At 72.5% G+C, this 21885-nt stretch carries 18 protein-coding genes and 1 pseudogene; 11 read left to right on the top strand and 8 right to left on the bottom strand.

The features are described 5' to 3' along the window. Positions 1 to 24 precede the first annotated feature (24 nt). The 5 genes from OG852_RS22380 to OG852_RS22360 all read right to left on the bottom strand — a co-directional run bounded on the left by OG852_RS22380 (position 25) and on the right by OG852_RS22360 (position 7774). Complete coding sequence (locus OG852_RS22380) at positions 25 to 975, bottom strand: alpha/beta fold hydrolase (RefSeq protein WP_133910722.1); 951 nt, start codon at positions 973 to 975, stop codon at positions 25 to 27. Continuing rightward, complete coding sequence (locus OG852_RS22375) at positions 972 to 1460, bottom strand: phage holin family protein (RefSeq protein WP_133910721.1); 489 nt, start codon at positions 1458 to 1460, stop codon at positions 972 to 974. The genes OG852_RS22380 and OG852_RS22375 overlap by 4 nt, the downstream gene beginning before the upstream one ends. Positions 1461 to 1541: 81 nt before the next feature. Next, positions 1542 to 3011: a Na+/H+ antiporter NhaA gene (nhaA, locus tag OG852_RS22370; RefSeq protein ID WP_330348778.1), complete on the bottom strand. Its 1470-nt coding sequence runs from the start codon at positions 3009 to 3011 to the stop codon at positions 1542 to 1544. Between the two features lie 141 nt (positions 3012 to 3152). Beyond that, positions 3153 to 5108 carry an acetate--CoA ligase gene (gene acs / locus OG852_RS22365; protein ID WP_133910719.1) on the bottom strand — a complete coding sequence of 652 codons (1956 nt, stop codon included), beginning with the start codon at positions 5106 to 5108 and terminating at the stop codon, positions 3153 to 3155. 185 nt (positions 5109 to 5293) lie between these two features. Further along, positions 5294 to 7774 (bottom strand): bifunctional SulP family inorganic anion transporter/carbonic anhydrase, encoded by a 2481-nt coding sequence (locus tag OG852_RS22360; protein WP_330348777.1) that lies wholly within the window; start codon positions 7772 to 7774, stop codon positions 5294 to 5296. Between the two features lie 338 nt (positions 7775 to 8112). Between OG852_RS22360 and OG852_RS22355 the strand changes: the two genes are divergently transcribed. Further along, complete coding sequence (locus OG852_RS22355) at positions 8113 to 9375, top strand: hypothetical protein (RefSeq protein ID WP_330348776.1); 1263 nt, start codon at positions 8113 to 8115, stop codon at positions 9373 to 9375. A gap of 7 nt (positions 9376 to 9382) precedes the next feature. Here the strand turns inward: OG852_RS22355 and OG852_RS22350 are convergent, their stop codons facing one another. After that, positions 9383 to 10363 (bottom strand): ATP-binding protein, encoded by a 981-nt coding sequence (locus OG852_RS22350; RefSeq protein WP_330348775.1) that lies wholly within the window; start codon positions 10361 to 10363, stop codon positions 9383 to 9385. 101 nt (positions 10364 to 10464) lie between these two features. Between OG852_RS22350 and OG852_RS22345 the strand changes: the two genes are divergently transcribed. Then, positions 10465 to 11289, top strand: a complete 825-nt coding sequence (locus OG852_RS22345) for an oxidoreductase (RefSeq protein WP_330348774.1) — start codon at positions 10465 to 10467, stop codon at positions 11287 to 11289. Positions 11290 to 11633: 344 nt separating this feature from the next. Here OG852_RS22345 and OG852_RS22340 read toward each other — a convergent pair whose 3' ends face one another. Continuing rightward, the gene (locus OG852_RS22340) at positions 11634 to 12467 is read right to left on the bottom strand and encodes an HAD family hydrolase (protein ID WP_133910714.1); all 834 of its coding nucleotides are present in this window, start codon (positions 12465 to 12467) and stop codon (positions 11634 to 11636) included. A gap of 578 nt (positions 12468 to 13045) precedes the next feature. Between OG852_RS22340 and ssd the strand changes: the two genes are divergently transcribed. From ssd to OG852_RS22305, 7 genes and pseudogenes are all read left to right on the top strand, one after another. After that, positions 13046 to 14149: a septum site-determining protein Ssd gene (gene ssd / locus OG852_RS22335; protein ID WP_133910713.1), complete on the top strand. Its 1104-nt coding sequence runs from the start codon at positions 13046 to 13048 to the stop codon at positions 14147 to 14149. Further along, the gene (locus tag OG852_RS22330; RefSeq protein ID WP_330348773.1) at positions 14146 to 15357 is read left to right on the top strand and encodes a TadA family conjugal transfer-associated ATPase; all 1212 of its coding nucleotides are present in this window, start codon (positions 14146 to 14148) and stop codon (positions 15355 to 15357) included. Before ssd ends, OG852_RS22330 begins: the two co-directional genes overlap by 4 nt. Further along, positions 15341 to 16219, top strand: a complete 879-nt coding sequence (locus tag OG852_RS22325; RefSeq protein WP_330348772.1) for a type II secretion system F family protein — start codon at positions 15341 to 15343, stop codon at positions 16217 to 16219. Before OG852_RS22330 ends, OG852_RS22325 begins: the two co-directional genes overlap by 17 nt. A gap of 84 nt (positions 16220 to 16303) precedes the next feature. Then, complete coding sequence (locus tag OG852_RS22320; RefSeq protein WP_330348771.1) at positions 16304 to 17089, top strand: type II secretion system F family protein; 786 nt, start codon at positions 16304 to 16306, stop codon at positions 17087 to 17089. Between the two features lie 110 nt (positions 17090 to 17199). Further along, complete coding sequence (locus tag OG852_RS22315) at positions 17200 to 17409, top strand: DUF4244 domain-containing protein (protein ID WP_330348770.1); 210 nt, start codon at positions 17200 to 17202, stop codon at positions 17407 to 17409. 31 nt (positions 17410 to 17440) lie between these two features. Continuing rightward, entirely contained in the window at positions 17441 to 17791 is a 351-nt protein-coding gene (locus tag OG852_RS22310; RefSeq protein WP_330348769.1) for a TadE family type IV pilus minor pilin, read from the top strand. Continuing rightward, a pseudogene (locus tag OG852_RS22305) lies at positions 17788 to 18084 on the top strand (Rv3654c family TadE-like protein); the annotation flags it as partial. The gene OG852_RS22310 and the pseudogene OG852_RS22305, both read left to right, overlap by 4 nt. A 40-nt stretch (positions 18085 to 18124) precedes the next feature. On the opposite strand, the gene OG852_RS22300 reads toward OG852_RS22305, so the two are convergent. After that, positions 18125 to 20791, bottom strand: a complete 2667-nt coding sequence (locus OG852_RS22300; RefSeq protein ID WP_330348768.1) for a DEAD/DEAH box helicase — start codon at positions 20789 to 20791, stop codon at positions 18125 to 18127. 80 nt (positions 20792 to 20871) lie between these two features. On the opposite strand from OG852_RS22300, the gene bldG reads away from it, so the two are divergent. Both bldG and OG852_RS22290 read left to right on the top strand, forming a co-directional pair. After that, the gene (gene bldG, locus OG852_RS22295; protein WP_133910707.1) at positions 20872 to 21213 is read left to right on the top strand and encodes an anti-sigma factor antagonist BldG; all 342 of its coding nucleotides are present in this window, start codon (positions 20872 to 20874) and stop codon (positions 21211 to 21213) included. Between the two features lie 109 nt (positions 21214 to 21322). Then, on the top strand, positions 21323 to 21754 hold the full coding sequence (locus OG852_RS22290) for an ATP-binding protein (protein WP_330348767.1): 432 nt from the start codon (positions 21323 to 21325) through the stop codon (positions 21752 to 21754). Positions 21755 to 21885: the final 131 nt, after the last annotated feature.

The following is a 21885-nucleotide window of genomic DNA, read 5'->3' as shown; positions in this document are numbered from 1 at the left end:
CCGGCACCGGCCGCGATCGATCCGTCACCGATCCGGTTCGGGATCCTTCAGCCAGTTGACCAGTTCGGTGGTGAAAGCGACCGGATCCTCCTCGTGCGGGAAGTGCCCCAGCCCGTCGAACAGCCGCCAGCGGTACGGCGCCTCGACGTACTCGCCGGAGCCCGCCGCGCTGCGCGTGCGCATCACGGGGTCGAGCGACCCGTGCAAGTGGAGCGTGGGGACGCGCACGGGCCGCTTCATGCGCCGGTAGAACTGGACGCCGTCCGGCCGGGCCATCGAGCGCACCAGCCAGCGGTACGGCTCGACGGAGCAGTGCGCGGTGGAGGGGATGCACATCGCGCGCCGGTACGTCTCCAGCACCTCGTCCTCCGGCGGCCGCGGCCCGGACCACTCCCGGATCAGCCGGCCCACCAGCTCCCCGTCGTCGGCCGTGAGCTGCCGCTCGGGGATCCACGGCCGCTGGAACCCCCAGATGTGGGAGCTCGCCGTCGACTGCCGGACATCCGCGAGCATCGCCGAGCGCCAGCGCCGCGGATGCGGCATCGAGGCCACCGCGAGCCGCCGGACCAGCTTGGGGCGCATCACGGCCGCCGTCCACGCCAGATAGCCGCCCAGGTCGTGACCGACGAGCGCGGCGTCCGGCTCGCCGAGGGAGCGGATCACGCCGGTGATGTCGAGGGCGAGGTTGGCCGGGTCGTAGCCGCGGGGCGTACGGTCGCTGCCGCCCACGCCCCGCAGGTCCATGGCGACGGCCCGGAAGCCCGCGTCGGCGAGCGCGCCGAGCTGGTGCCGCCAGGTCCACCAGAACTGCGGGAAACCGTGGACCAGCATGACCAGCGGCCCGTCACCGGCCTCCGCGATGTGGAAGCGGGCGCCGTTCGCGGCCACCTCACGGTGGGTCACCTGGGTGCCCTCGGCGTATTCCGGCCGTACGACCGAGGTGGGCTGCGCCGAAGGGGTGGCGGGGTCCGTCATGACGACGAGCGTGCCACAGCCTCGATGGCCTCCGGGACCCGGTCCTGCACCAGCTCCGGACGCGGATGCGGCTTGGCGTTCTGCAGGACGCCCGCGCTCTCCTTCATCGACGCGGCCACCTTCTGCGGACCCTGGCTCTTCTTGGCCTTCTTCGCGAACACCACGCCGATCAGCACCAGGACGAGCGCCAGGAGCACGTTCGCCGCGAAGGACAGCAGGAAGCAGACCGCGAGATTCCAGTCGCTCCAGGTCCGAATGCCGTACGCCAGGGCGAAGTTCAGCATCGGCAGCGAGAACAGCAGGACCGCGCCGGCCACCGTGAACGCCCCGCCGCTCGTCGCGCCGCGCTTGACGTCCTGCCGGAGCTGGGCCTTCGCCAGCGCGATCTCGTCGTGCACCAGGGCCGACATCTCGGTCGTCGCCGAGGCGAACAGCTGACCGATGCTGGCTTCGGCGCCGACCGGGCTGCCGTCGGGTGCGCTCATCGCGGTCTCCCTCTTCTGCTGCTCTGTGTTGCTGGTCCGTCCGACGGGACGGTCCGACTTCTTTTGTACCGTCCCGTCAGATCATGCCGGACCGTGGCCGTCCTCGCCCGCCCCGCCCGGTACTTCGGCCGCCGTGCGGGGCCCGGTGTCCGTCGCCGGGGCCTTCCCCTCCCGGGCGATCTCCGCCGCGATACGGCGGTGCTCGGCGGCCTTGCGGTCGTGGATCTCGGCCATCCGCAGGTGGTAAGCCGGGTCGTCCTGTTCGTAGACGTCCGGGATGCCGTCGCTGTCCTCGTCGCGCTCCTCGGCCTCGGAGAGCCGGCGGTAGCGGGCGTTGCGCAGCTTCAGCAGGACGGTCGCGCAGGTCGCCGCGATCAGGGAGCCGACGAGTACGGATGCCTTGACCTCGTCGGTCAGGGACGGGTCGCCCTCGAAGGCCAGTTCGCCGATGAGCAGCGACACGGTGAAGCCGATGCCGGCCAGCGAGGCGACGGCGAAGACGTCCGCCCAGGCCAGGTCCTCGCTGAGGGAGGCCCGGGTGAAGCGGGCGGTCAGCCAGGTCCCGCCGAAGATGCCGACGGTCTTTCCGATGACGAGACCGAGCACGACCCCTAGGGTCTCCGGCCGGGTGAAGACCTCGGCCAGCGCGCCGCCCGAGACCACCACCCCGGCGCTGAACAGCGCGAACAGCGGTACGGCGAGCCCTGCGGAGAGGGGGCGCACGAGGTGCTCGATGTGCTCGCCGGGGGAGTGTTCCTCACCCTCGCGGGTGGTGCAGCGCAGCATCAGGCCCATGGCGACCCCCGCGATGGTCGCGTGGACGCCGCTGTTGTACATCAGCGCCCAGATCACCAGCGCGAGCGGCACGTACACGTACCAGCCGTGTACGCCCCGGCGCAGCAGCACCCAGAAGGCGGCGAGGCCGAGGACCGCGCCGCCGAGGGCGGCGAAGTTGATCGTGTCGGTGAAGAAGACCGCGATGATCAGGATCGCGAACAGGTCGTCGACGACGGCGAGGGTGAGCAGGAAGGCGCGCAGCGCGCTCGGCAGCGAGGTGCCGATGACGGCGAGCACGGCGAGCGCGAACGCGATGTCGGTGGCGGTGGGCACCGCCCAGCCGCCTTCGTCGCCGCCCCCGGTGAGGCTGGTGAGGGTGTACACGAGCGCGGGGACGGCCATGCCGCACAGCGCGGCCGCGACGGGCAGCGCGGCGGCCCTGGGGTCCCGCAGTTCGCCGGCGACCAGTTCGCGCTTGAGTTCGATGCCGGCGACGAAGAAGAAGACCGCGAGGAGGCCGTCGGCCGCCCAGTGCTCGACCGACAGACGCAGCCCCAGGGCTGCGGGGCCCAGGTGGTAGTGGCTGACCGTCTCGTAGCTGTCGTGCAGCGCGGGGGCGTTCGCCCAGATCAGCGCGGCCACGGCGGCGACGAGCAGCAGCACTCCGCCGACCGTCTCGGTCCGCAGGGCGTCCGTGACGTACGTCCGCTCGGGCAGGGAGAGCCGTCCGAAGACCTTGCGGGCGGTGGGGGTGGGGGTGCGGGGGGCGGTCACGGGGGAGACCTCCGGTGGGTGGACAGCACGGATCACCTGCCGACCAGACTTCCCGGCACACCTGTTTTGCTTAGTTTACCTAAGGTGGGCGCAACGGGCACCCGGCGCGGTCGGCCGGGTGCCCGTGACGTCCTTCTGGGGTCAGTCCTCGCTCGGCGCCGCCGGGAGCTTCGCCTGGATGAGGTCCATGACCGTGGAGTCGGTCAGGGTGGTCACGTCACCGAGCTGACGGTTCTCGGCGACGTCCCGCAGCAGACGGCGCATGATCTTGCCGGAACGGGTCTTGGGCAGCTCCTGCACCGGCAGGATCCGCTTCGGCTTCGCGATCGGACCGAGGGTCGCGCCGACGTGGTTGCGCAGCTCGGTGACCAGGTCCTCGGACTCGGCCGCGGTCCCGCGCAGGATGACGAACGCGACGATCGCCTGCCCGGTCGTCTCGTCCGCGGCGCCGACCACGGCCGCCTCGGCGACCGACGGGTGCGACACGAGCGCCGACTCGACCTCGGTGGTCGAGATGTTGTGCCCGGAGACGAGCATGACGTCGTCGACCCGGCCCAGCAGCCAGATGTCGCCGTCGTCGTCCTTCTTCGCACCGTCGCCCGCGAAGTACTTGCCCTCGAAGCGCGACCAGTACGTGTCGAGGAAGCGCTGGTCGTCGCCCCAGATGGTGCGCAGCATCGACGGCCACGGCTCGGTCAGGACCAGATAGCCACCGCCGCCGTTCGGCACCTCGTTCGCCTCGTCGTCGACGACGGTCGCGGAGATGCCGGGCAGCGGGGTCTGCGCCGACCCGGGCTTGGTGGCGGTGACGCCCGGCAGCGGCGAGATCATCATCGCGCCGGTCTCGGTCTGCCACCAGGTGTCCACGATCGGGGTCCGGTCCGCGCCGATGTGCTTGCGGTACCAGATCCACGCCTCGGGGTTGATGGGCTCACCGACCGAGCCGAGGACGCGCAGGGAGGACAGGTCGAACTTCGCGGGGATGTCGTCGCCCCACTTCATGAAGGTGCGGATCGCGGTCGGCGCCGTGTACAGGATCGTCACCCCGTACTTCTGCACGATCTCCCAGAAGCGGCCCTGGTGCGGGGTGTCCGGCGTGCCCTCGTACATCACCTGCGTCGCGCCGTTCGCCAGCGGCCCGTAGACGATGTACGAGTGGCCGGTGACCCAGCCGACGTCGGCGGTGCACCAGTACACGTCGGTCTCCGGCTTGAGGTCGAAGACCGCGTGGTGCGTGTACGCCGCCTGCGTCAGGTAGCCGCCGGAGGTGTGCAGGATGCCCTTCGGCTTACCCGTCGTCCCGGACGTGTAGAGGATGAACAGCGGCTGCTCCGCGCCGAACGCCTCGGGCGTGTGCTCGGCGGACTGCCGCTCGACGATCTCGTCCCACCACACGTCCCGGCCGGCGTCCCAGGCGACCTCCTGACCGGTACGGCGGACCACCAGCACATGCTCGACGTTGTCGACCTTGCCGATCGCCTCGTCGACGGCCGGCTTGAGCGCGGACGGCTTGCCGCGCCGGTACCCGCCGTCGGCCGTGATGACGATCTTGGCGTCGGCGTCCTGGATGCGGGTCGCCAGCGCGTCCGCGCTGAAGCCGCCGAAGACGACGGAGTGCGCGGCGCCGATACGGGCGCACGCCAGCATCGCGATCGCCGTCTCCGGGATCATCGGCATGTACACCGCGACCCGGTCGCCCTTGCGGACGCCCAGCTCCAGCAGCGCGTTGGCCGCCTTCGACACCTCGTCCTTGAGCTCGGCGTAGGTGAGGGCGCGGCTGTCGCCCGGCTCGCCCTCGAAGTGGATCGCGACCCGGTCGCCGTGCCCGGCCTCCACATGCCGGTCGACGCAGTTGTACGCGACGTTGAGCTCGCCGTCGTCGAACCACTTCGCGAACGGCGGGTTCGACCAGTCCAGCGTCTCCGTCGGCTCCTTGGCCCAGGTCAGCCGACGGGCCTGCTCGGCCCAGAAGCCGAGCCTGTCAGCCTTGGCCTGTTCGTACGCCTCCGCCGTGACGTTGGCGTTCGCGGCCAGGTCGGCGGGCGGCGCGAACCTGCGCTCTTCCTTGAGCAGGTTGGCCAGGCTCTCGTTGCTCACGACATCTCCCTCTCGAAGGGTGTCCGTTGTGTCCCAGGCCACAGCTCATCAGACCGGGGGGCCGGTGACAAGGCCCGACAGAAAATTGGTTTAGACCTATCGGGGTCCGGTGGCCGGGGGTCTCGGGTCGGGTCATCCGTACCCACGGACGGGGGCCGGAGGGAGTTCATCCGGTGTCATGCCCTTCACACTCTTTGACCCACATGATCGAACAGCTCGCTTCCGTCGCCCCCGGTGAGCAGATACGTCTGCGCCTCACCGACGTGAAAATACAGCCCGTGCAGCTCCAGCGCCCCGGCCCGCAGGGCGCGCGCCACCGACTCGTGGGCCCTCAGATGCTCCAACTGCTGGACCACGTTCGTCAGACACAGCTGCTCGACCGCGTCCACAGGCGCCCGTCCGGCCAGCCGGGTCCAGGGGCGGCTGTCGTCGCCCATCCGCTCCAGGCTCGGCAGCCCGTGCCGCAGCCACCGCTTCAACGGGGTCTGCTCACCACCCGGTTCGGAGCCGAGCAGCGCCTGCATGGCCCCGCACCCGGAGTGCCCGCACACCGTGATGGACCGTACGTTCAGCACGTCCACCGCGTACTCGATCGCCGCCCCCACCGAGTCGTCCCCGCTCTCCGTGCCCGGCGGGGGCACCAGGTTCCCCACGTTCCGCACCACGAACAGATCGCCCGGACCACTGGAAGTGATCATCGAGGTGACCAGTCGCGAGTCGGCGCACGTGAGGAACAACTGCGTCGGCTGCTGCCCCTCCCGGGCCAGCCGCGCCAGCTCACCGCGCACCAGCGGGGCGGTGTTCCGCTGGAAGGCGCTGATACCGCGCACCAGCGGATGACTGTGGGCCCCGGCCCTCTTCGAGGCGATTCCCGTGGCCCGGGTCTCCGCCGACCCGGTTGCTTCGCCCGCCCCGTGCGGGGGCGACGGCTCGCTCGGCTCGGCCGGTGCTCCGGAGCTCCTGGCGCCCGCGGAGCGCGGGAGCTCGCACTGGTGGTTGCGCCAAGGGGTCCAGGGCCGACAGCGGCAGTCGGTGCCGGTGCCGGTGCCGGTGCCTGTGCCTGCGCCGGTGTCCGCGCCGGTGTGTGCCGGAGCCGTGGCTCCCGTGGCCAGTCTGCGGCCGGTCAGTTCCACGGTGCCGCCCTGCGCGGTGTGGGTCTTCTGCCAGTCCTGCAGGGCCTCGTACGCCGCGTGGTCCATGAAGGAGCCGTCCAGCTCGACCACGACGGGCGTGCCGTGGGGCACGTGATGCAGGGCCCGGCTGAGCCGTGGCACCGCGAGGAACGTCAACTGGCCTCGTACGTGGACGTGATGGACTCCCTCCTGCTCGTCGTGGGTGATACGGGTGTGGGTGAGGCGGTTCAGGGCGACGGCGACGGCCACGGCGATGCCCAGCAGCACGCCCTCCAGGACGCCGAGGACCACCACGCCGAGGGTGGTGACGGCGTACACCAGCACCTCTCGGTGGCGGGTCACCGTGCGAATGTGGTGCAGGGACACCATCTGGATGCCGACGGCCATCACCAGGGCGGCGAGCGAGGCGAGCGGGATGAGCTCCAGGATCGGGACCATCAGCAGCGCGGCGATCACTACGAGAACGCCGTGCAGCATCGTGGAGTTCCGGCTCACGGCACCCGAGTGGACGTTCGCCGAACTGCGCACCGCCACCCCCGCGACCGGCAGTCCGCCGAGCGTGCCGGAGACGATGTTGGCGGCTCCCTGACCGAGCAGCTCGCGGTCGAGGTCGGAGCGGCCGACGCGTGGGGCGCGACCGGTGGGGGAGGAGATGAGGTCCTGCCGGGAGGCGATGAGCTTGTCGACGGCGACCGCGCCGAGCAGCGACTGCACGCTGCACACCAGGGTGGTGGTGAGGACGGCGGCGGCGACGCCGAGCGCCGGCCCCTCGGGCAGCCCGGCCAGGGCGTGGCTGCGCCAGGAGGGCAGGTCGACCTTGGGCAGGGAGAGGCCGGTGAGGGCGGCGACCGCCGTGGCCCCGGCGACGGCGACGAGCGCGGCGGGCACCTTGCGCAGCAGGTCGCCCGTCCGGCCGGGGATGCGCGGCCACAGGAGCAGCAGGCTCAGGGTGAGGACGCTCACGGCGACCGCGGCCGGTTGCAGCCCGGCGAGCTGGGCGGGCAGGGCGCGGAGGTTGGCCAGGACGGAGCTCTGCGGGGTGCCGCCGAGGACGATGTGCAGTTGGGCGACGGCGATGGTGACGCCGATGCCGGCCAGCATGCCGTGCACGATGGCGGGGCTGACGGCGAGCGCGGTGCGCGCCACGCGCAGGCAGCCGAGGCCGAGTTGGGCGAGTCCGGCGAGGACGGTGATGGCGCAGGTCGTCCGCCAGCCGTAGCGCTGGATCAGGTCGGCGGTGACCACGGTGAGCCCGGCGGCGGGGCCGCTGACCTGGAGCGGGGAGCCGCCGACCCGGCCGGCGACGATCCCGCCGACGGCGGCGGCGACGAGGCCGGCCTGGAGGGGTGCTCCGGTGGCCAGGGCGATGCCCAGGGACAGGGGGAGGGCGATCAGGAAGACCGCGATCGAGGCGGACACGTCGGCGCCCGCGATGCGGAGGCGCCGGTGCGGGCCCCCTGGGGGGCTGTGCGGCGGGTGGGCGCTCTGGGAGCGCGACGAGTCGGACGTACGGGTGGGGACGCAGGCGGACATGTTCCCGTCTCCTCCGGGGCAGCGCGGTCGCGGAACTGGTGGTCCCCCCGTCTGGGGCGGGGGTGGTCGCGGCCGTGGGTCACGGCGTACAGCGGCGGGATGAAGCATCAACACTCGGTAAAACGATCGTAATGCAGAGTAAAGGTCAGGCATGGATTTATGTGGCAAATAGGGCAATGAATCACCCTCTTGGATGAAGTGAGCATTTCATCGGCTTGTCGTATTAATTCCTTCTCGCCCCCGTGCGACCTTGACCGCGCTGCCGGCTCGCCCCGGTACGCCGCCGACAGAACGCCCTGGTCGGCGTGGGCCGAGAGAAGGAAGAAGGTGGGCGGAACATGGCCGCCACCCAGAGAATCGCCGCGGCCGTCGTGGTCGCCGCGACGGCCGCCGCATCACTCGCCGGTTGTGCGACGGGAACCGACGCCTCGAAGACGGGAACGCAGACCGCGCGCAAGGGTGCCCCGGCGCCCAAGCACGAGGTCCGGCTGATCGGCGACGGCTCCACCGCGTACACCGGGCCGCAACCGCACCTGCCCAGACCCGAGCGACTGAGGCCCGGTCAGAAGCCGCCGCAGTTCGTGGTGTTCTCCTGGGACGGCGCCGGCGAGGACAGCCAGAAGCTGTTCTCCCACTTCCGCAAGGTGTCCAAGGCCAACCACGCCACCATGACGTACTTCCTCAGCGGTGTGTACATGCTGCCGGAGGACAAGGCCGACCTCTACCGGCCCCCACAGCACTCGCCGGGCCGCTCCGACATCGGCTTCAACGACGAGCAGGGCATCGCCGACACCGTGCGGCAACTGCGGCTGGCGTGGCTCGAGGGCAATGAGATCGGCACCCACTTCAACGGCCACTTCTGCGGCAGGAACGGCGTCGGCCAATGGTCGCCGGCCGAGTGGAAGGACGAGATCACCCAGGCCAAGCGGTTCGTGAAGACCTGGAAGACCAACACCGGCATGACGAAGGCGGCGCCGCTGCCCTTCGACTACGACAAGGAGCTGATCGGCGCCCGCACGCCCTGCCTCGAAGGGCAGAAGAACTTCATGCGGGCCGCGAGCCGACTGGGCTTCCGCTATGACAGCAGCGGCGTCAACGAGCAGGTCTGGCCCCGCAAGCGCATGGGCCTGTGGGACCTGTCGATGCAGCTCGTGCCCTTCCCCGGCCACACCTACGAGCAGCTCACCATGGACTACAACTTCATGGTCAACCAGTCCGGCACCAGGACCCAGGGCAACCCCGCCAAGTACGCGTACTGGGGCGAGCAGATGCGTGACGGCCTGCTCCGGGGCTTCCATCGCGCCTACAACGGCAACCGCGCTCCGCTGATCATCGGCAACCACTTCGAGTCCTGGAACGGCGGCACGTACATGCGCGCCGTCGAGGAGGTCGTCGAGACGGTCTGCAACCAGCCGGACGTGCGCTGTGTGTCCTTCCGTCAGCTGGCGGACTGGCTGGACGCCCAGGACCCGCAGACGCTGGCCAAGCTGCGCTCGCTGGGCGTCAGCGAGCCCCCGAAGCAGGGCTGGGCGTCCTTCCTGTCCGGCCGCCCCGCCCCGGCCCCCAAGGGCGCACCCGAAGTGCCGGCGGCCCGCCACTAGGCGGGGGCTACACGGCGGCGGCCACGCTCTCGCCGAGGACGAAATCGGGGTCGACCTGTGCGGCCAGGTCGGCCCCGGTCCGTTCGTTGCCCCAGGACTGGGCGTTCTTCAGGTGGAAGTGGACCATCTGGCGGGTGTAGCGGTCCCGGTCGCGCCGCTCGTGGGCGGTGTCGACGGTCGTCCACAACAGGCGCAGGGCGTCACGGTCGGCCGCGTCCAGGAGGTCGAACCGGGGCGGGCGGCCCTTCTCCATGGCGCGCACCCAGTCCGAGTGCCCGACCGTGACGAGCAGGTCGTCGCCGACTTCGGCGCGGAGGAAGTCGATGTCGTCCTGCCCTTGCACCTTGTTGCCGACGACCTTCAGCTCGACGCCGAAGTCGCGGGCGTACTCCTTGTACTGGCGATAGACGGAGACCCCCTTCCGGGTCGGCTCGGCCACGAGGAACGTGACGTCGAAGCGGGTGAACATCCCGGAGGCGAAGGAGTCCGAACCCGCCGTCATGTCGACCACGACGTATTCGTCACGGCCGTCCACCAGGTGGTTCAGGCAGAGCTCCACCGCTCCCGTCTTGGAGTGGTAGCAGGCGACCCCCAGGTCGGCGTCGGTGAAGGGGCCGGTGACCATCAAACGGACGGCGCCGCCGTCGAGTTCCACCGGCCGGGCGCAGGCGTCGTAGACCGGATTGTCCTCGCGCACCCGCAGCAGCCTCGAGCCCCGGCCGGGCGGGGTCGTCTTGATCATCGTCTCGGAGGAGGCGATGCGCGGGTTGGTGCCGCGCAGATACTCCTTGATCAACGGCAGGTGCTCGCCCAGCGCGGGCAGGGCGGCGGCCTCCGGCTCGTCGAGGCCGAGAGCGGGTCCCAGATGCTGGTTGATGTCCGCGTCCACGGCGATCACGGGGGCGCCGAGGGCGGCGAGATGGCGGATGAACAGGGAGGACAACGTGGTCTTGCCGCTGCCGCCCTTCCCGACGAAAGCAATTTTCATGTTCACCAAGAGTAGTGTGGTGATAGCCGTGCGTGGCGGCGGTGCGTGAAGAAGACCACTCCTTCGAGGGGTGTGGCCCCGGGGTGCGTAATGTCGTACCCATGAGTACGACAGGCGCGTCCGCCGATCCGCTCGCGGCCCTGGGCTCGTTGCCCGGTGTGGCCGAGTCCGTGGAATCCGTGCGCAAGGCCGTGGACCGGGTCTACGGGCACCGGGTCATGCGGCGCCGCAGCAACGAGATCACCTCCGAGGCCGCCCTGCGCGGCGCCCGCGGCTCGGCGGCGCTGTCCGGTGCGGACTGGGCCCTGGAGGAGGTGCGCCGGCGCAGCGACTTCGGTGTCGACGACGAGGCGCGGATCATGGGCGGCGCGCTGCGGCTGACCGCCGAGGCGGGGCAGCTGCTGTCCATCTGGCGGCAGTCTCCGCTGCGGGTGCTGGCCCGGCTGCACCTGGTGGCCGCGGCGGGCGGCGGCGACGAGATCGGACGCCCGCGCCAGGCCGGGGAGCGGGTCGACGAACCGCTCGTCGAGCTGGCGCTGCCCGGTGCCGACGAAGTGGCCGGCCGGCTGGAGGGGCTCTCCGGGCTGATCATCGCGGGGAGTTCGGCGCCCGCCCTGGTGACGGCGGCCGTGGTGCACGGCGAACTCCTCGCCCTGCGCCCCTTCACCTCGTGCAACGGCCTGGTGGCGCGCGCCGCCGAGCGCATCGTGCTGATCGGGAGCGGTCTGGACCCCAAATCGGTCTGCCCCGCCGAGGTGGGCCATGCCGAACTAGGCCGGGCGGCCTATCTGGCGGCCCTGGACGGCTATGTCTCCGGCACCCCGGAGGGCGTGGCGGCGTGGATCGCGCACTGCGGCAGGGCGGTCGAGCTGGGCGCCCGCGAGTCGACGGCGGTGTGCGAGGCGCTGCAGCGCGGGGCGGCGTAGGGCGCGAGAAGTCCGCTCACAAGGGTTGCGGCGGTACGAGAGTTCGTACCGCCGCTGGCATGTTCACCGGGTTACCAAGCGTCCTCGATATGGTGCCCATCAGGTCGGGATCTTTGCCCTCACCTGGTGCGGCTGGCCCGTAATCGACGGGTCGACGTCGCGTGGGTGCTCGATGTTCATGCATCGGTCCGTGGGGCCAAATGCGTTGTTTAAGGTGATCCTTTCGGATGTCCTTGGTCTCGCGGGCCGTTGAGTCCTTTCTACTCCAGGACCAGGGCAAGCGGAACCCCCGCCGCCAGTTCTTTACTTTTGCGGCCGAATGGGTGGGAATCGGTCTTCGCAGCTCAGACGGTCGCCGCTCGGCGCCGGCTCGCGTACCAGACCAGGCCCGCGGTCGCCGCCGCCGCGCCTATGGCGGCCGCCGCGACGAGTGCCGGGCGGGGCGGTACGGAGAACGAGGGGAGCCGCTGCTTGAGCCGTACGGGCCGGTGGAAGTCGAGAATCGGCCACCCGCGCGCGAGAGCCTCACGTCGCAGGGCCCGGTCCGGGTTCACGGCGTGCGGGCGGCCGACCGCCTGGAGCATCGGCAGATCGGTCGCCGAGTCGCTGTAGGCGAAGCAGCGCTCCAGGTCGTACCCCTCGGAGGCGGCCAGCTCCTTGATCGCCTCCGCCTTCGTCGGACCGTAGGCGTAGTACTCCACCTCGCCGGTGTAGCAGCCGTCCTCGCCCACCACCATCCGGGTCGCCACCACGCGGTCGGCGCCCAGCAGTTCGCCGATCGGCTCGACCACCTCGGCGCCCGACGTGGACACGATCACGACATCACGGCCGGCCGTGTGGTGCTCCTCGATGAGGGAGGCCGCCTCGTCGTAGATGAGCGGGTCGATCAGGTCGTGAAGGGTCTCGGCGACGATCTCCTTCACCTGCTGGACGTTCCAGCCGCGCACCATGCCGGAGAGGTACGTGCGGGTCCGCTCCATCTGGTCGTGGTCCATACCGCCCACGAGGAAGACGAACTGGGCATATGCGGTCCGCAAGGCGGCCCTGCGGTTGATCAGCCCGCCCTGGTAGAAGGACTTGCTGAAGGTGAGCGTGCTCGACTTCGCAATGACCGTCTTGTCCAGGTCAAAGAAGGCGGCTGTGCGGGGCAAGGAGTGGTTTTCCACAACCAAGAGCATAGGGGCAGCCCATTCGGCGTAAGGTGGGCGTGTGGGTTTGCCTGAGAGGGCTCTCGGGTACACCATGGAAGTCACGGATCGTTCGCGACCGTGCTAACCCGGTCCGGCTCCTCCCCCCCCGAGTCGGCCGTGGAGACGACCCCCGCTCTCCCCCCCGGCGGGGGTCGTCGCATGTCCGGGTGGGTTTTCCCGTTCTGTACGCGGTCGGTCCGCGTCTGCGAGGCGGCTGAGGCCGCCTCTTCGGCATGTCCGTGATTCGTCACGCTGGGTAGTGTCGGACGGTTCTGCGGGAGTCGCACAGGTGAGGGTGCCGCCGTCACCGGTATGGGTGATGGCGATATTCACAACCGGCCACCCGTCCACAGATTTCCACCAAGATCCACAAGATTTCCGGGTTCGTCGCACCGTGATTCCGGCACATCCGCTCGGGCCGGGACTCATGACCGGTTCCGTTTGCCGGTGCGCGCGGCCGGTTTCCGTCGGCCGTTCAAAGGGAGACCGGTTGCCCGGTTCTTCACACGTTTGGGAATCGCGGGGCCACAGCGACTCCGCGACCCGCGACAAAGGGGGACGAAACCATGGCCGGAGCCGTCACACACGACCCGCCGCCCGCCGCTTCCCACCGGCAGGGCACACCGCTGATCGTCACGGAGGACGCCATCCTCCTCGACGACCTTCTGCGCCTGTGCGCCGCGGCCGGCGCCACACCCGAGGTGCACCCCTCGGTGCCGGAGCGCCGCGGAAGCTGGGAGGCCGCGCCGCTCGTCTTGGTCGGCGACGACGCGGCACGCCGGGTGCGGGGGGCCGCCCGCAGACGAGGGGTGGTCCTCGTCGGACGCGACCAGGACGACTCCGGTGTCTGGCAGCGCGCCGTCGAGATCGGCGCCGACCACGTCCTGATGCTGCCCGACGGCGAACAGTGGCTGGTCGACCGCATCGCCGACGTCGCCGAGGGCGTCGGCCGGCCCGCGCTCACCGTCGGCGTCATCGGCGGCCGCGGAGGCGCCGGAGCGTCCACGCTCGCGTGCGCCCTCGCCGTCACCTCCGCACGCGAAGGCCTGCGCACCCTCCTGGTGGACGCCGATCCGCTGGGCGGCGGACTCGACGTCCTGCTCGGCGGTGAGACCACGCAAGGGCTGCGCTGGCCCGCGTTCGCCGCCTCGCGCGGACGGGTCGGCGGCGGCGCCCTGGAGGAGTCCCTGCCCGAACTGCACGCGCTGCGGGTGCTCAGCTGGGACCGCGGCGACTGCGTCGCCGTGCCGCCGCAGGCCGTGCGCGCGGTCCTCGCCGCGGCCCGCCGCCGGGGCGGCACGGTCGTCGTGGACCTGCCGCGCCGCATCGACGACGGAGTCGCCGAGGCCCTCGCCCAGGTCGACCTCGGGCTCCTCGTCGTCCCCGCCGAACTGCGCGCCGTCGCAGCCGCCGGCCGGGTGGCCGCCGCGGCCGGGATGGTCCTGCGCGACCTCAGGGTGGCGGTACGGGGCCCCTACGCACCCGGTCTCGACGACCGCGAGGTGGCCGGACTGCTCCGGCTGCCCCTGGCCGGCGAGGTGCCCGTCGAACAGGCCCTGCTCCGCCCCGACGGCGGCAAGGCACCCCCGGGCGCCGCCGCGCGCGGGCCGCTCGCCCGCTTCTGCAAGCAGTTCTGGGAGCGGGCCCTCATCGAGGCGGGTGGCTCATGACCACGGCACCGCCGCCGGAGGGCGCACTCCTGGACGGCGTACGGCAGTGGCTCGCCGCCAGCGGGGCCGAGCCGACGCCCGCGCGTGTGGCGCAGGCGCTGCGGGAGCAGGGGCGGGTCCTCGGGGACGCCGAGATCCTCGGCACGGCCGAGCACCTGAGGTCCGAGCTCATCGGCAGCGGGCCGCTGGAGCTTCTGCTCGCCGACCCCTCGGTGACCGACGTGCTGGTCTCCGCCCCCGACCGGGTCTGGGTCGACCGGGGCGGCGGCCTGGAGCTGACCGCCGTCTCCTTCCCGGACGCCGCGGCCGTACGGCGCCTCGCCCAGCGTCTGGCCGCGGTGGCCGGACGGCGCCTGGACGACGCCCGGCCCTGGGCCGACGCCCGGCTGCCCGACGGGACCCGGCTGCACGCGGTGCTGCCCCCGGTGGCCGTCGGCTGCACCTGTCTGTCGCTCAGGGTCGTACGGCCGAGGGCGTTCACGCTCGACGAACTGGTGGCCGCGGGCACCGTGCCGCCGGGCGGGGACCGGGTGCTGCGGGCCCTGCTGCGGGCGCGGCTGTCCTTCCTGGTCAGCGGCGGTACCGGCAGCGGCAAGACGACCCTGCTGAGCGCACTGCTCGGCCTGGTCGGGCCCGGTGAGCGGATCGTTCTCGCCGAGGACTCCGCGGAGCTGCGGCCGGACCACCCGCACGTCGTCCGCCTGGAGACCCGACCCGCCAACCAGGAGGGCGCCGGGCTCGTCACCCTCGAGGACCTCGTGCGGCAGGCCCTGCGGATGCGGCCGGACCGGCTCGTCGTGGGCGAGGTGCGCGGACGGGAGGTGGTCGATCTGCTGGCCGCCCTGAACACCGGCCACGAGGGCGGCTGCGGAACCGTCCACGCCAACGCCGCCGCGGACGTACCCGCCCGGCTGGAGGCGCTCGGCACGGCGGCCGGGCTCGACCGGGCCGCTCTGCACAGCCAGGTGGCGGCCGCGCTCTCCGTGGTCCTGCACCTCGTCCGCGACCCGGCCGGACGACGACGGATCGCGGAGGTGCATGTACTGGAACGGGACCCGACGGGACTGGTGCGGACGGTGCCGGCACTGCGCTGGCAGCCGGACGCCTTCGCGCGGGAGCGGGGCTGGGCGCGGCTGCGGGAGCTGCTGGGCGGCCGCGATCGCGAAACGGGCGACGGGGAGGGCCGGGGCGATGTACGCGACGGGTGACCTGTCGACGGCGGCGGCCGTCGCCTGTGCCGGAGCCGCGGCGTGGTTCTCGGGCGGGCCGTACTCCGGGGCGCGGCGGGCGCATCTGCTGCTCGCCGGAGGCGGGGTGGTCGGCATCGGGCCACCGGCCTGGCAGGACCTGGCGCTGGCACTGCGCGGGCTCCGCGCGCGGTGGCGGCCCGAGTGGTGGGCGCCGGTCGCCGGGGTGGCTCTGGCGGTGCTGGGGGCGTCGGTGCTGCCGGTCGTCGTGGGGGCGGCCGCGGTGCCCCTGCTGCGCCGGATGCGCCGGGCCGCCGAGGCCCGCCGGGCCGGGGAACGCCGGGGCGACGCCGTGATCGCGCTGTGCGCGTCGCTCGCCGGGGAGGTGCGGGCGGGACGGCAGCCCGGGGAGGCGTTGCAGCGGGCCGCACGGGACTCCGGCGGGCTGGGCGAGGCGCGGGCGGCGGTGCTGGCGGCGGCGCGGTTCGGCGGGGACGTGCCCCGGGCCCTCGCGGTCGCCGCACGGCAACCGGGGGCCGGCGGGCTGCTGGGACTGGCGGCGTGCTGGCGGGTGGCCGTGGACCAAGGGGCGGGCCTCGCGGCCGGTCTCGACCGTCTGGAGGGCGCGTTGCGTGCCGAGCGCGACCAACGAGAGGACCTGCGCGCCCAGTTGGCGGGGCCGCGCACCACCGCGGTGATGCTGGCCTGCCTGCCGGCCCTGGGGCTCCTCCTGGGGGCCGCACTCGGCGCCGACCCGCTGCACGTCCTGCTGCACACGGCGTCGGGCCTGGGCTGCCTGCTGGTCGGCGGGCTGCTGCAGGGCGCGGGGGTGGGCTGGGTGCTGTGGATCGTGCGGAGCGCGGAGGCGGTGGGCGATGGGTGACCGCGCGGAGGCGGGCGGCACGCGAACGGCGAGGCGGAGAGGGCGTGAGGTGACTGTGGGGCGGCTGATGAGAAGGGAGGCGTCATGAGTGCGGAGGTTGTCCACAGGCTGGGGGCGGCCGTGGGGATCGTGCTGGTGCTCGGCTGGCCGCTGTGGTGGCTGGAGAGGGTGCGGCGCGCCCGCGGAGCCCGACGGCGGGTCGCCGAGCTGCTGGGGCGGGAACGGGCGCCGGACGCTCCGGGCGCGGGGCCGCGGGCCGCCGTACGGACCTGGCTGCCGGCGGTGGCGGTCGTGGGCGCCGGATGGGTGGTGATCGGCGGGGTCCCGGGTGCCGTGGCCGGGGTGGCCGGCGCGGTCGGGCTGTGGCGGTGGCGTGGTCGGCAGCAGGCCGCGGAAGCCGTGCGTGCGGCGGACGCGCGGCTCGCCGCGGGACAACTCCCGCTCGCCGCCGATCTCCTGGTCGCCTGCATTGCGGCGGGCGCCGGCCCGGTGATCGCAGCGCAGGCCGTGGGGGAGGCGCTGGGCGGACCGGTGGGAGAAGGACTGGCGCGCGGTGCCGCCGAGGTGCGGCTGGGCGGTGAACCGGCCACGGCGTGGCGGCGGTTGGCGTCCGTGCCGGGGGCGGCGGCCCTGGCTCGGTTGCTGGAGCGGGCCGACGTGACCGGGATTCCGGCGGCCGGGCCCGTGGCCCGGCTCGCCGGGGACGCCCGCGCCGAGTGGACGCGGGCCGCGACGGCGAGGGCCCGCCGCGCCGGTGTCCTCGTCACCGCGCCGGTGGGGCTGTGTTTCCTGCCCGCCTTCATCGCGGTCGGGGTCGTACCGGTCGTGATCGGGCTCGCCGGCGGTGTGCTGGGAGGGGGTGGGCGATGACGGGGCGCTGAGGTGCCGGTACGGCGCCCAGGGGGCGCCACGCAGGACGACGAGCAAACGACCGAACAGACAGTCGAAGGCCGACAGGGCCGAACCTCACGGGGGTTGAGATGTACAAGGCGGTGCGGGCGCGGCTGCGCGCCCTGGTGTGCGGGATGCGGGGCGCGCGACGGGACGCGGGGATGGTGACGTCCGAGTACGCGATGGGGATCGTGGCGGCCGTCGGGTTCGCCGTGCTCCTCTACCAGGTGGTGACGAGCGACGCCGTCAGCACACAGTTGCAGGACATCGTGAGGCGGGCGCTCAGTGGGGCGATGTGAGCGCCGGCGGCTCGGCGGGGACCGGGGCTTCGTGACGGCGGAGTCGGCCGTGGTGCTCCCGGTGCTGGTCGCGTTCGCGATGGTGTTGGTCTGGGGGCTGCTCGCGGTGGCCACCCGGATCCAGTGCCTGGACGCGGCCAGGACCGGCGCCCGTGCGGCGGCCCGGCAGGACCCCGCCGGAGCGGTCCTCGCCCTGGCCCGTGCGGCGGCCCCGAGTGGGGCGCGGGTGACGGTCGGCAGGGAGGGCGACCAGGTCCGTGTGGTGGTCGTGGCCAGTCCGCCGCTGCTGCGGGGGCTGCCCTTCGAGGTGCGGGAGGAGGCGGTGGCGGCGGCCGAGGAGGTCGTCGGGTCCGGGCGGGACAGCGAGGGAGGTGGGCCGTGAAGGCGGCCCGTGCCGTCGCGGCGTGGCTGCGGCGGAGAGGTGACCGGGGCTCGGCCACCGTGTGGAGCCTCGGGGCGATCGCCGTACTGTGCGTGGTCTTCGGTGCCGTGCTCGCCCTGGGCCAGGCCGTGGTGGTCCGGCACCGGGCCGCCGGGGGCGCGGACCTCGCGGCGCTCGCGGCGGCGGACCACTGGACGGACGGTGAGGAGCGCGCCTGCGCCCGGGCGGGCCGGGTGGCCCTGTCGCAGGGCGTACGGCTGGTGCGGTGCGCGGTCGAGGGGGAGATCTCGGACGTGACCGCGGCGTCGGGCCTGGGCCCCTTCACGGCCGAGGTCAGGGCACGCGCGGGCCCTCCGGATCCGGCGTCGCAGCCCCCGGTTCCGCCTGGGTCGCAGCCCTCTGGTCCGCCCGAGCCGCAGTCCCCGGACCAGTCTGGGCCGCAGTCCCCGGACCAGTCTGAGTCGCAGCCCCCGGAGCAGTCTGAGTCGCAGCCCCCGGACCAGTCTGAGCCGTCGCGCCCGCCCTCGCCTGGGCCGCGGGGCTCGGAGGTTCCTCCGGGGCCCCCCGAAGCAGCTCCGTGAGGAGGCGTACGGCGCCCCGCTTGTGCAGGGGGTCGTTGCCGTTGCCGCACTTGGGGGACTGGATGCAGGACGGGCAGCCGGCGTCGCACTCGCAGGAGGCGATGGCCTCCCGGGTGGCGGCGAGCCAGGCGCGGGCGGTGTGGAAGGCCCGCTCGGCGAAGCCCGCGCCGCCGGGATGGCCGTCGTAGACGAAGACCGTCGGCAGGAGCGTGTCGGGGTGCAGCGGGACCGACACACCGCCGATGTCCCAGCGGTCGCAGGTCGCGAAGAGAGGGAGGAGGCCGATGGAGGCGTGCTCGGCGGCGTGCAGCGCGCCGCCGAGGATCTCGGGGTTGACGCGGGCGGCGTCGAGCTGGTCCTCGGTGACCGTCCACCACACCGCGCGGGTGCGCAGCGTACGAGGAGGGAGGTCGAGCTTCGACTCGCCCAGGACTTCACCGGTGATGACGCGCCGGCGCAGGAAGGAGACGACCTGGTTGGTGACTTCGACGGAGCCGTAGCACAGACGCCCTTGGCCCCAGGGGACTTCGACGTCCGTCTCCAGGACGGCGATGGAGGTGGTGTCGCGGGCCACCGTCGAGTAGGGCGGCGTGGCCTCCTCGACCAGGGCGACCGAGTCGTCGAGGTCCAGGGACCGGACGAGGTAGGTACGGCCCTGGTGGAGGTGGACGGCGCCCTCGTGGACGGTGGTGTGGGCGGAGCCCGCGTCGACGGTGCCGAGCAGCCGGCCCGTGCCCTCCTCGACGATCTGCACCGGCCGGCCGCCCTCGCCGCGGATGTCGGTGAGGTCGGCGGCGCGCTCCCGGCGCGTCCAGTGCCAGGCCTTCGTGCGGCGGCGCAGCAGCTTGGCGGCCTCCAGCTGGGGGAGCAGGGCCTCGGTCTCCGGGCCGAAGAGCGCGAGGTCCTCGTCCGTCAGCGGGAGTTCCGCGGCCGCCGCGCACAGGTGGGGGGCGAGGACGTAGGGGTTGTCGGGGTCGAGGACCGTCGACTCCACCGGGCGGTCGAAGAGGGCCTCCGGGTGGTGGACGAGGAAGGTGTCCAGCGGATCGTCGCGGGCGACCAGCACCGCCAGCGCGCCCTGCCCGGAGCGCCCGGCCCGGCCGGCCTGCTGCCACAGGGAGGCGCGGGTGCCCGGGTAGCCGGCGATCAGGACGGCGTCGAGGCCGGAGACGTCGATGCCGAGTTCGAGGGCGGTGGTGGCGGCGAGACCGAGGAGCTCGCCGGAGTGGAGCGCCTGTTCGAGGGCGCGGCGCTCCTCGGGGAGATAGCCGCCCCGGTATGCCGCGACACGCCGGGCGAGCGAGCGGTCCACCTCGGCGAGCCGTTCCTGGGCGATGACCGAGATCAGCTCTGCGCCGCGCCGGGAGCGGATGAAGGCGACCGTGCGCACGCCCTGGACGGCGAGGTCGGTGAGGAGGTCGGCGGTCTCGGCGGTGGCGGTACGCCGGACGGGGGCGCCCTTCTCGCCCTGCAGCTCGGTGAGCGGCGGCTCCCACAGGGCGAACACCAGTTCACCGCGGGGTGAGGCGTCGTCGGCGACCTCCACGACCGGCAGGCCGGTCAGCCGGCCGGCGGCGACCGCGGGCTCGGCGGCCGTCGCGGAGGCCAGCAGGAAGACCGGCGAGGCGCCGTAGCGGGCGCACAGGCGGCGCAGCCTGCGCAGGACCTGGGCGACATGGGAGCCGAAGACACCGCGGTAGGTGTGGCACTCGTCGATGACGACGTACTTCAGCGACTTCAGGAAGGAGGACCAGCGGGGGTGGGAGGGGAGGATCCCGCGGTGCAGCATGTCCGGGTTGGTCAGGACGTAGTTGGCGTACTGACGCACCCATTCGCGTTCTTCGAACGGCGTGTCGCCGTCGTACACGGCCGGGCGTACGGCGTTGCCCAGCGGGTGTGAGAGTTCTTTCACAGAGCGGCGCTGATCGGCGGCGAGGGCCTTGGTGGGGGCGAGGTACAGGGCGGTCGCGCCGCGCCCGTTCGGGGCCTCGGAACCGTCCAGAAGGGTGGACAGCACGGGCACGAGATACGCCAGGGACTTGCCGGAGGCCGTGCCCGTGGCGACGACCACCGAGTCGCCGTCCAGGGCGTGCTCGGCGGCGAGCGCCTGGTGGGCCCAGGGATGATCGATTCCGCAGGCCCGGACCGCCGCGATCACCTCCGGGCGAATCCGGTCAGGCCAGACGGCATGGCGGCCCGCGCGCGGGGGCAAGTGCTCCGTATGAGTGATGCGCGAAGCCCGGCTCGGGCCCGGGGCGAGCCGGTTCAGGAGCGCGCCCGGCGACAGGCGGGGCGCGGGCTGTGCCGAGGATCGATCGGATCGGTGATTCTTGGCCATCGGCACCGAGTGTGTCACTGGCGTGACGGACAATGGAGCCAAGGCGTCGTGCACGCCTGCCGGTAAGTGATTGAATGCCATCGCGGCTGGCGAACCGTCCAGGGGGCTCTGCCGAGGTGTCCCGAGGGGCGACCGCTCGATAGCAAGGTGCTGGAGGATCCGTGGACCTGTCCCTGTCGACCGAGACCGTCGGCGATCGCACGATCGTCAAGGTCGGTGGCGAAATCGACGTATATACCGCGCCCAAGCTGCGCGAGCAGCTGGTCGAGCTGGTGAACGACGGGAATTTCCACCTCGTCGTGGACATGGAGGGCGTGGACTTCCTCGACTCCACCGGGCTCGGCGTGCTGGTCGGAGGCCTGAAGCGCGTCCGTGCCCATGAGGGCTCGCTGCGCCTGGTCTGCAACCAGGAGCGCATTCTGAAGATCTTCCGCATCACCGGTCTGACCAAGGTGTTCCCCATTCACACCTCGGTCGAGGACGCGGTCGCGGCCACCGACTGACCCGTCCGTCCGGGTCCGGTGACCCGGACGGCCCAGTTGTACTCCGGGGGACCGGGCTTTTCGGCAGCCCGGCCCCCCGACAGCACGCCCGAAGTTCCGAGGGGGACGCATGGCCACCGTTGAACTCCGCTTCAGCGCGCTGCCCGAGCACGTCAGGACCGCCCGGCTGGTGGCGGCAGCGGTGGCGCGCAGAGCCGGAGTGGACGAGGCCGTCCTCGACGAGGTGCGGCTCGCCGTCGGTGAGGCCTGCACCCGTGCCGTGGGCCTTCACCAGAGTGGCGGAATCACCGCTCCGGTGAAGGTGGCGCTGATCGAGGAGGAGAAGCAGTTCTCCATCGAGGTCGGCGACGAGGCGCCGCGCTCCGTCCCGGGCGACCGGGCGCCCGGCTCCGGCGCGGACGACGTGGACGCCGAGGAGGACGAGATGGGCCTCGCGGTCATCAGCGGCCTCGTCGACGACGTGGAGGTCAGCGCCGGCGAGCACGGCGGACTGATCCGTATGACCTGGCCGAGGACTCCGGCGGCGGCGACGCCCGCCTGAGCCGTTCCGGCCGTAGCCGTACCCGAAGGGCCCCACTCCGGTGGGGCCCTTTGGCATGCGCCCACCCGGGTACTCGTGCTTAGAGTTGTCCCAGGTCCATGAAGTGAATCATGAGCCGGTGAATCGCCCCT

The organism is Streptomyces sp. NBC_00582, from assembly GCF_036345155.1.
Lineage (GTDB): Bacteria > Actinomycetota > Actinomycetes > Streptomycetales > Streptomycetaceae > Streptomyces.
This window is presented reverse-complemented; position numbering and strand designations above follow the sequence as displayed.

Coding starts and splice junctions, on each gene's coding strand:
- OG852_RS22355 (WP_330348776.1), top strand. CDS start 8,113: ATGGCCGCCACCCAGAGAATCGCCGCGGCCGTCGTGGTCGCCGCGACG.
- ssd (WP_133910713.1), top strand. CDS start 13,046: ATGGCCGGAGCCGTCACACACGACCCGCCGCCCGCCGCTTCCCACCGG.
- OG852_RS22350 (WP_330348775.1), bottom strand. CDS start 10,363: ATGAAAATTGCTTTCGTCGGGAAGGGCGGCAGCGGCAAGACCACGTTG.
- OG852_RS22300 (WP_330348768.1), bottom strand. CDS start 20,791: ATGGCATTCAATCACTTACCGGCAGGCGTGCACGACGCCTTGGCTCCA.
- OG852_RS22290 (WP_330348767.1), top strand. CDS start 21,323: ATGGCCACCGTTGAACTCCGCTTCAGCGCGCTGCCCGAGCACGTCAGG.
- OG852_RS22380 (WP_133910722.1), bottom strand. CDS start 975: ATGACGGACCCCGCCACCCCTTCGGCGCAGCCCACCTCGGTCGTACGG.
- OG852_RS22375 (WP_133910721.1), bottom strand. CDS start 1,460: ATGAGCGCACCCGACGGCAGCCCGGTCGGCGCCGAAGCCAGCATCGGT.
- OG852_RS22320 (WP_330348771.1), top strand. CDS start 16,304: ATGAGTGCGGAGGTTGTCCACAGGCTGGGGGCGGCCGTGGGGATCGTG.
- OG852_RS22345 (WP_330348774.1), top strand. CDS start 10,465: ATGAGTACGACAGGCGCGTCCGCCGATCCGCTCGCGGCCCTGGGCTCG.
- OG852_RS22325 (WP_330348772.1), top strand. CDS start 15,341: ATGTACGCGACGGGTGACCTGTCGACGGCGGCGGCCGTCGCCTGTGCC.
- OG852_RS22315 (WP_330348770.1), top strand. CDS start 17,200: ATGTACAAGGCGGTGCGGGCGCGGCTGCGCGCCCTGGTGTGCGGGATG.
- OG852_RS22340 (WP_133910714.1), bottom strand. CDS start 12,467: ATGCTCTTGGTTGTGGAAAACCACTCCTTGCCCCGCACAGCCGCCTTC.
- OG852_RS22330 (WP_330348773.1), top strand. CDS start 14,146: ATGACCACGGCACCGCCGCCGGAGGGCGCACTCCTGGACGGCGTACGG.
- OG852_RS22360 (WP_330348777.1), bottom strand. CDS start 7,774: ATGTCCGCCTGCGTCCCCACCCGTACGTCCGACTCGTCGCGCTCCCAG.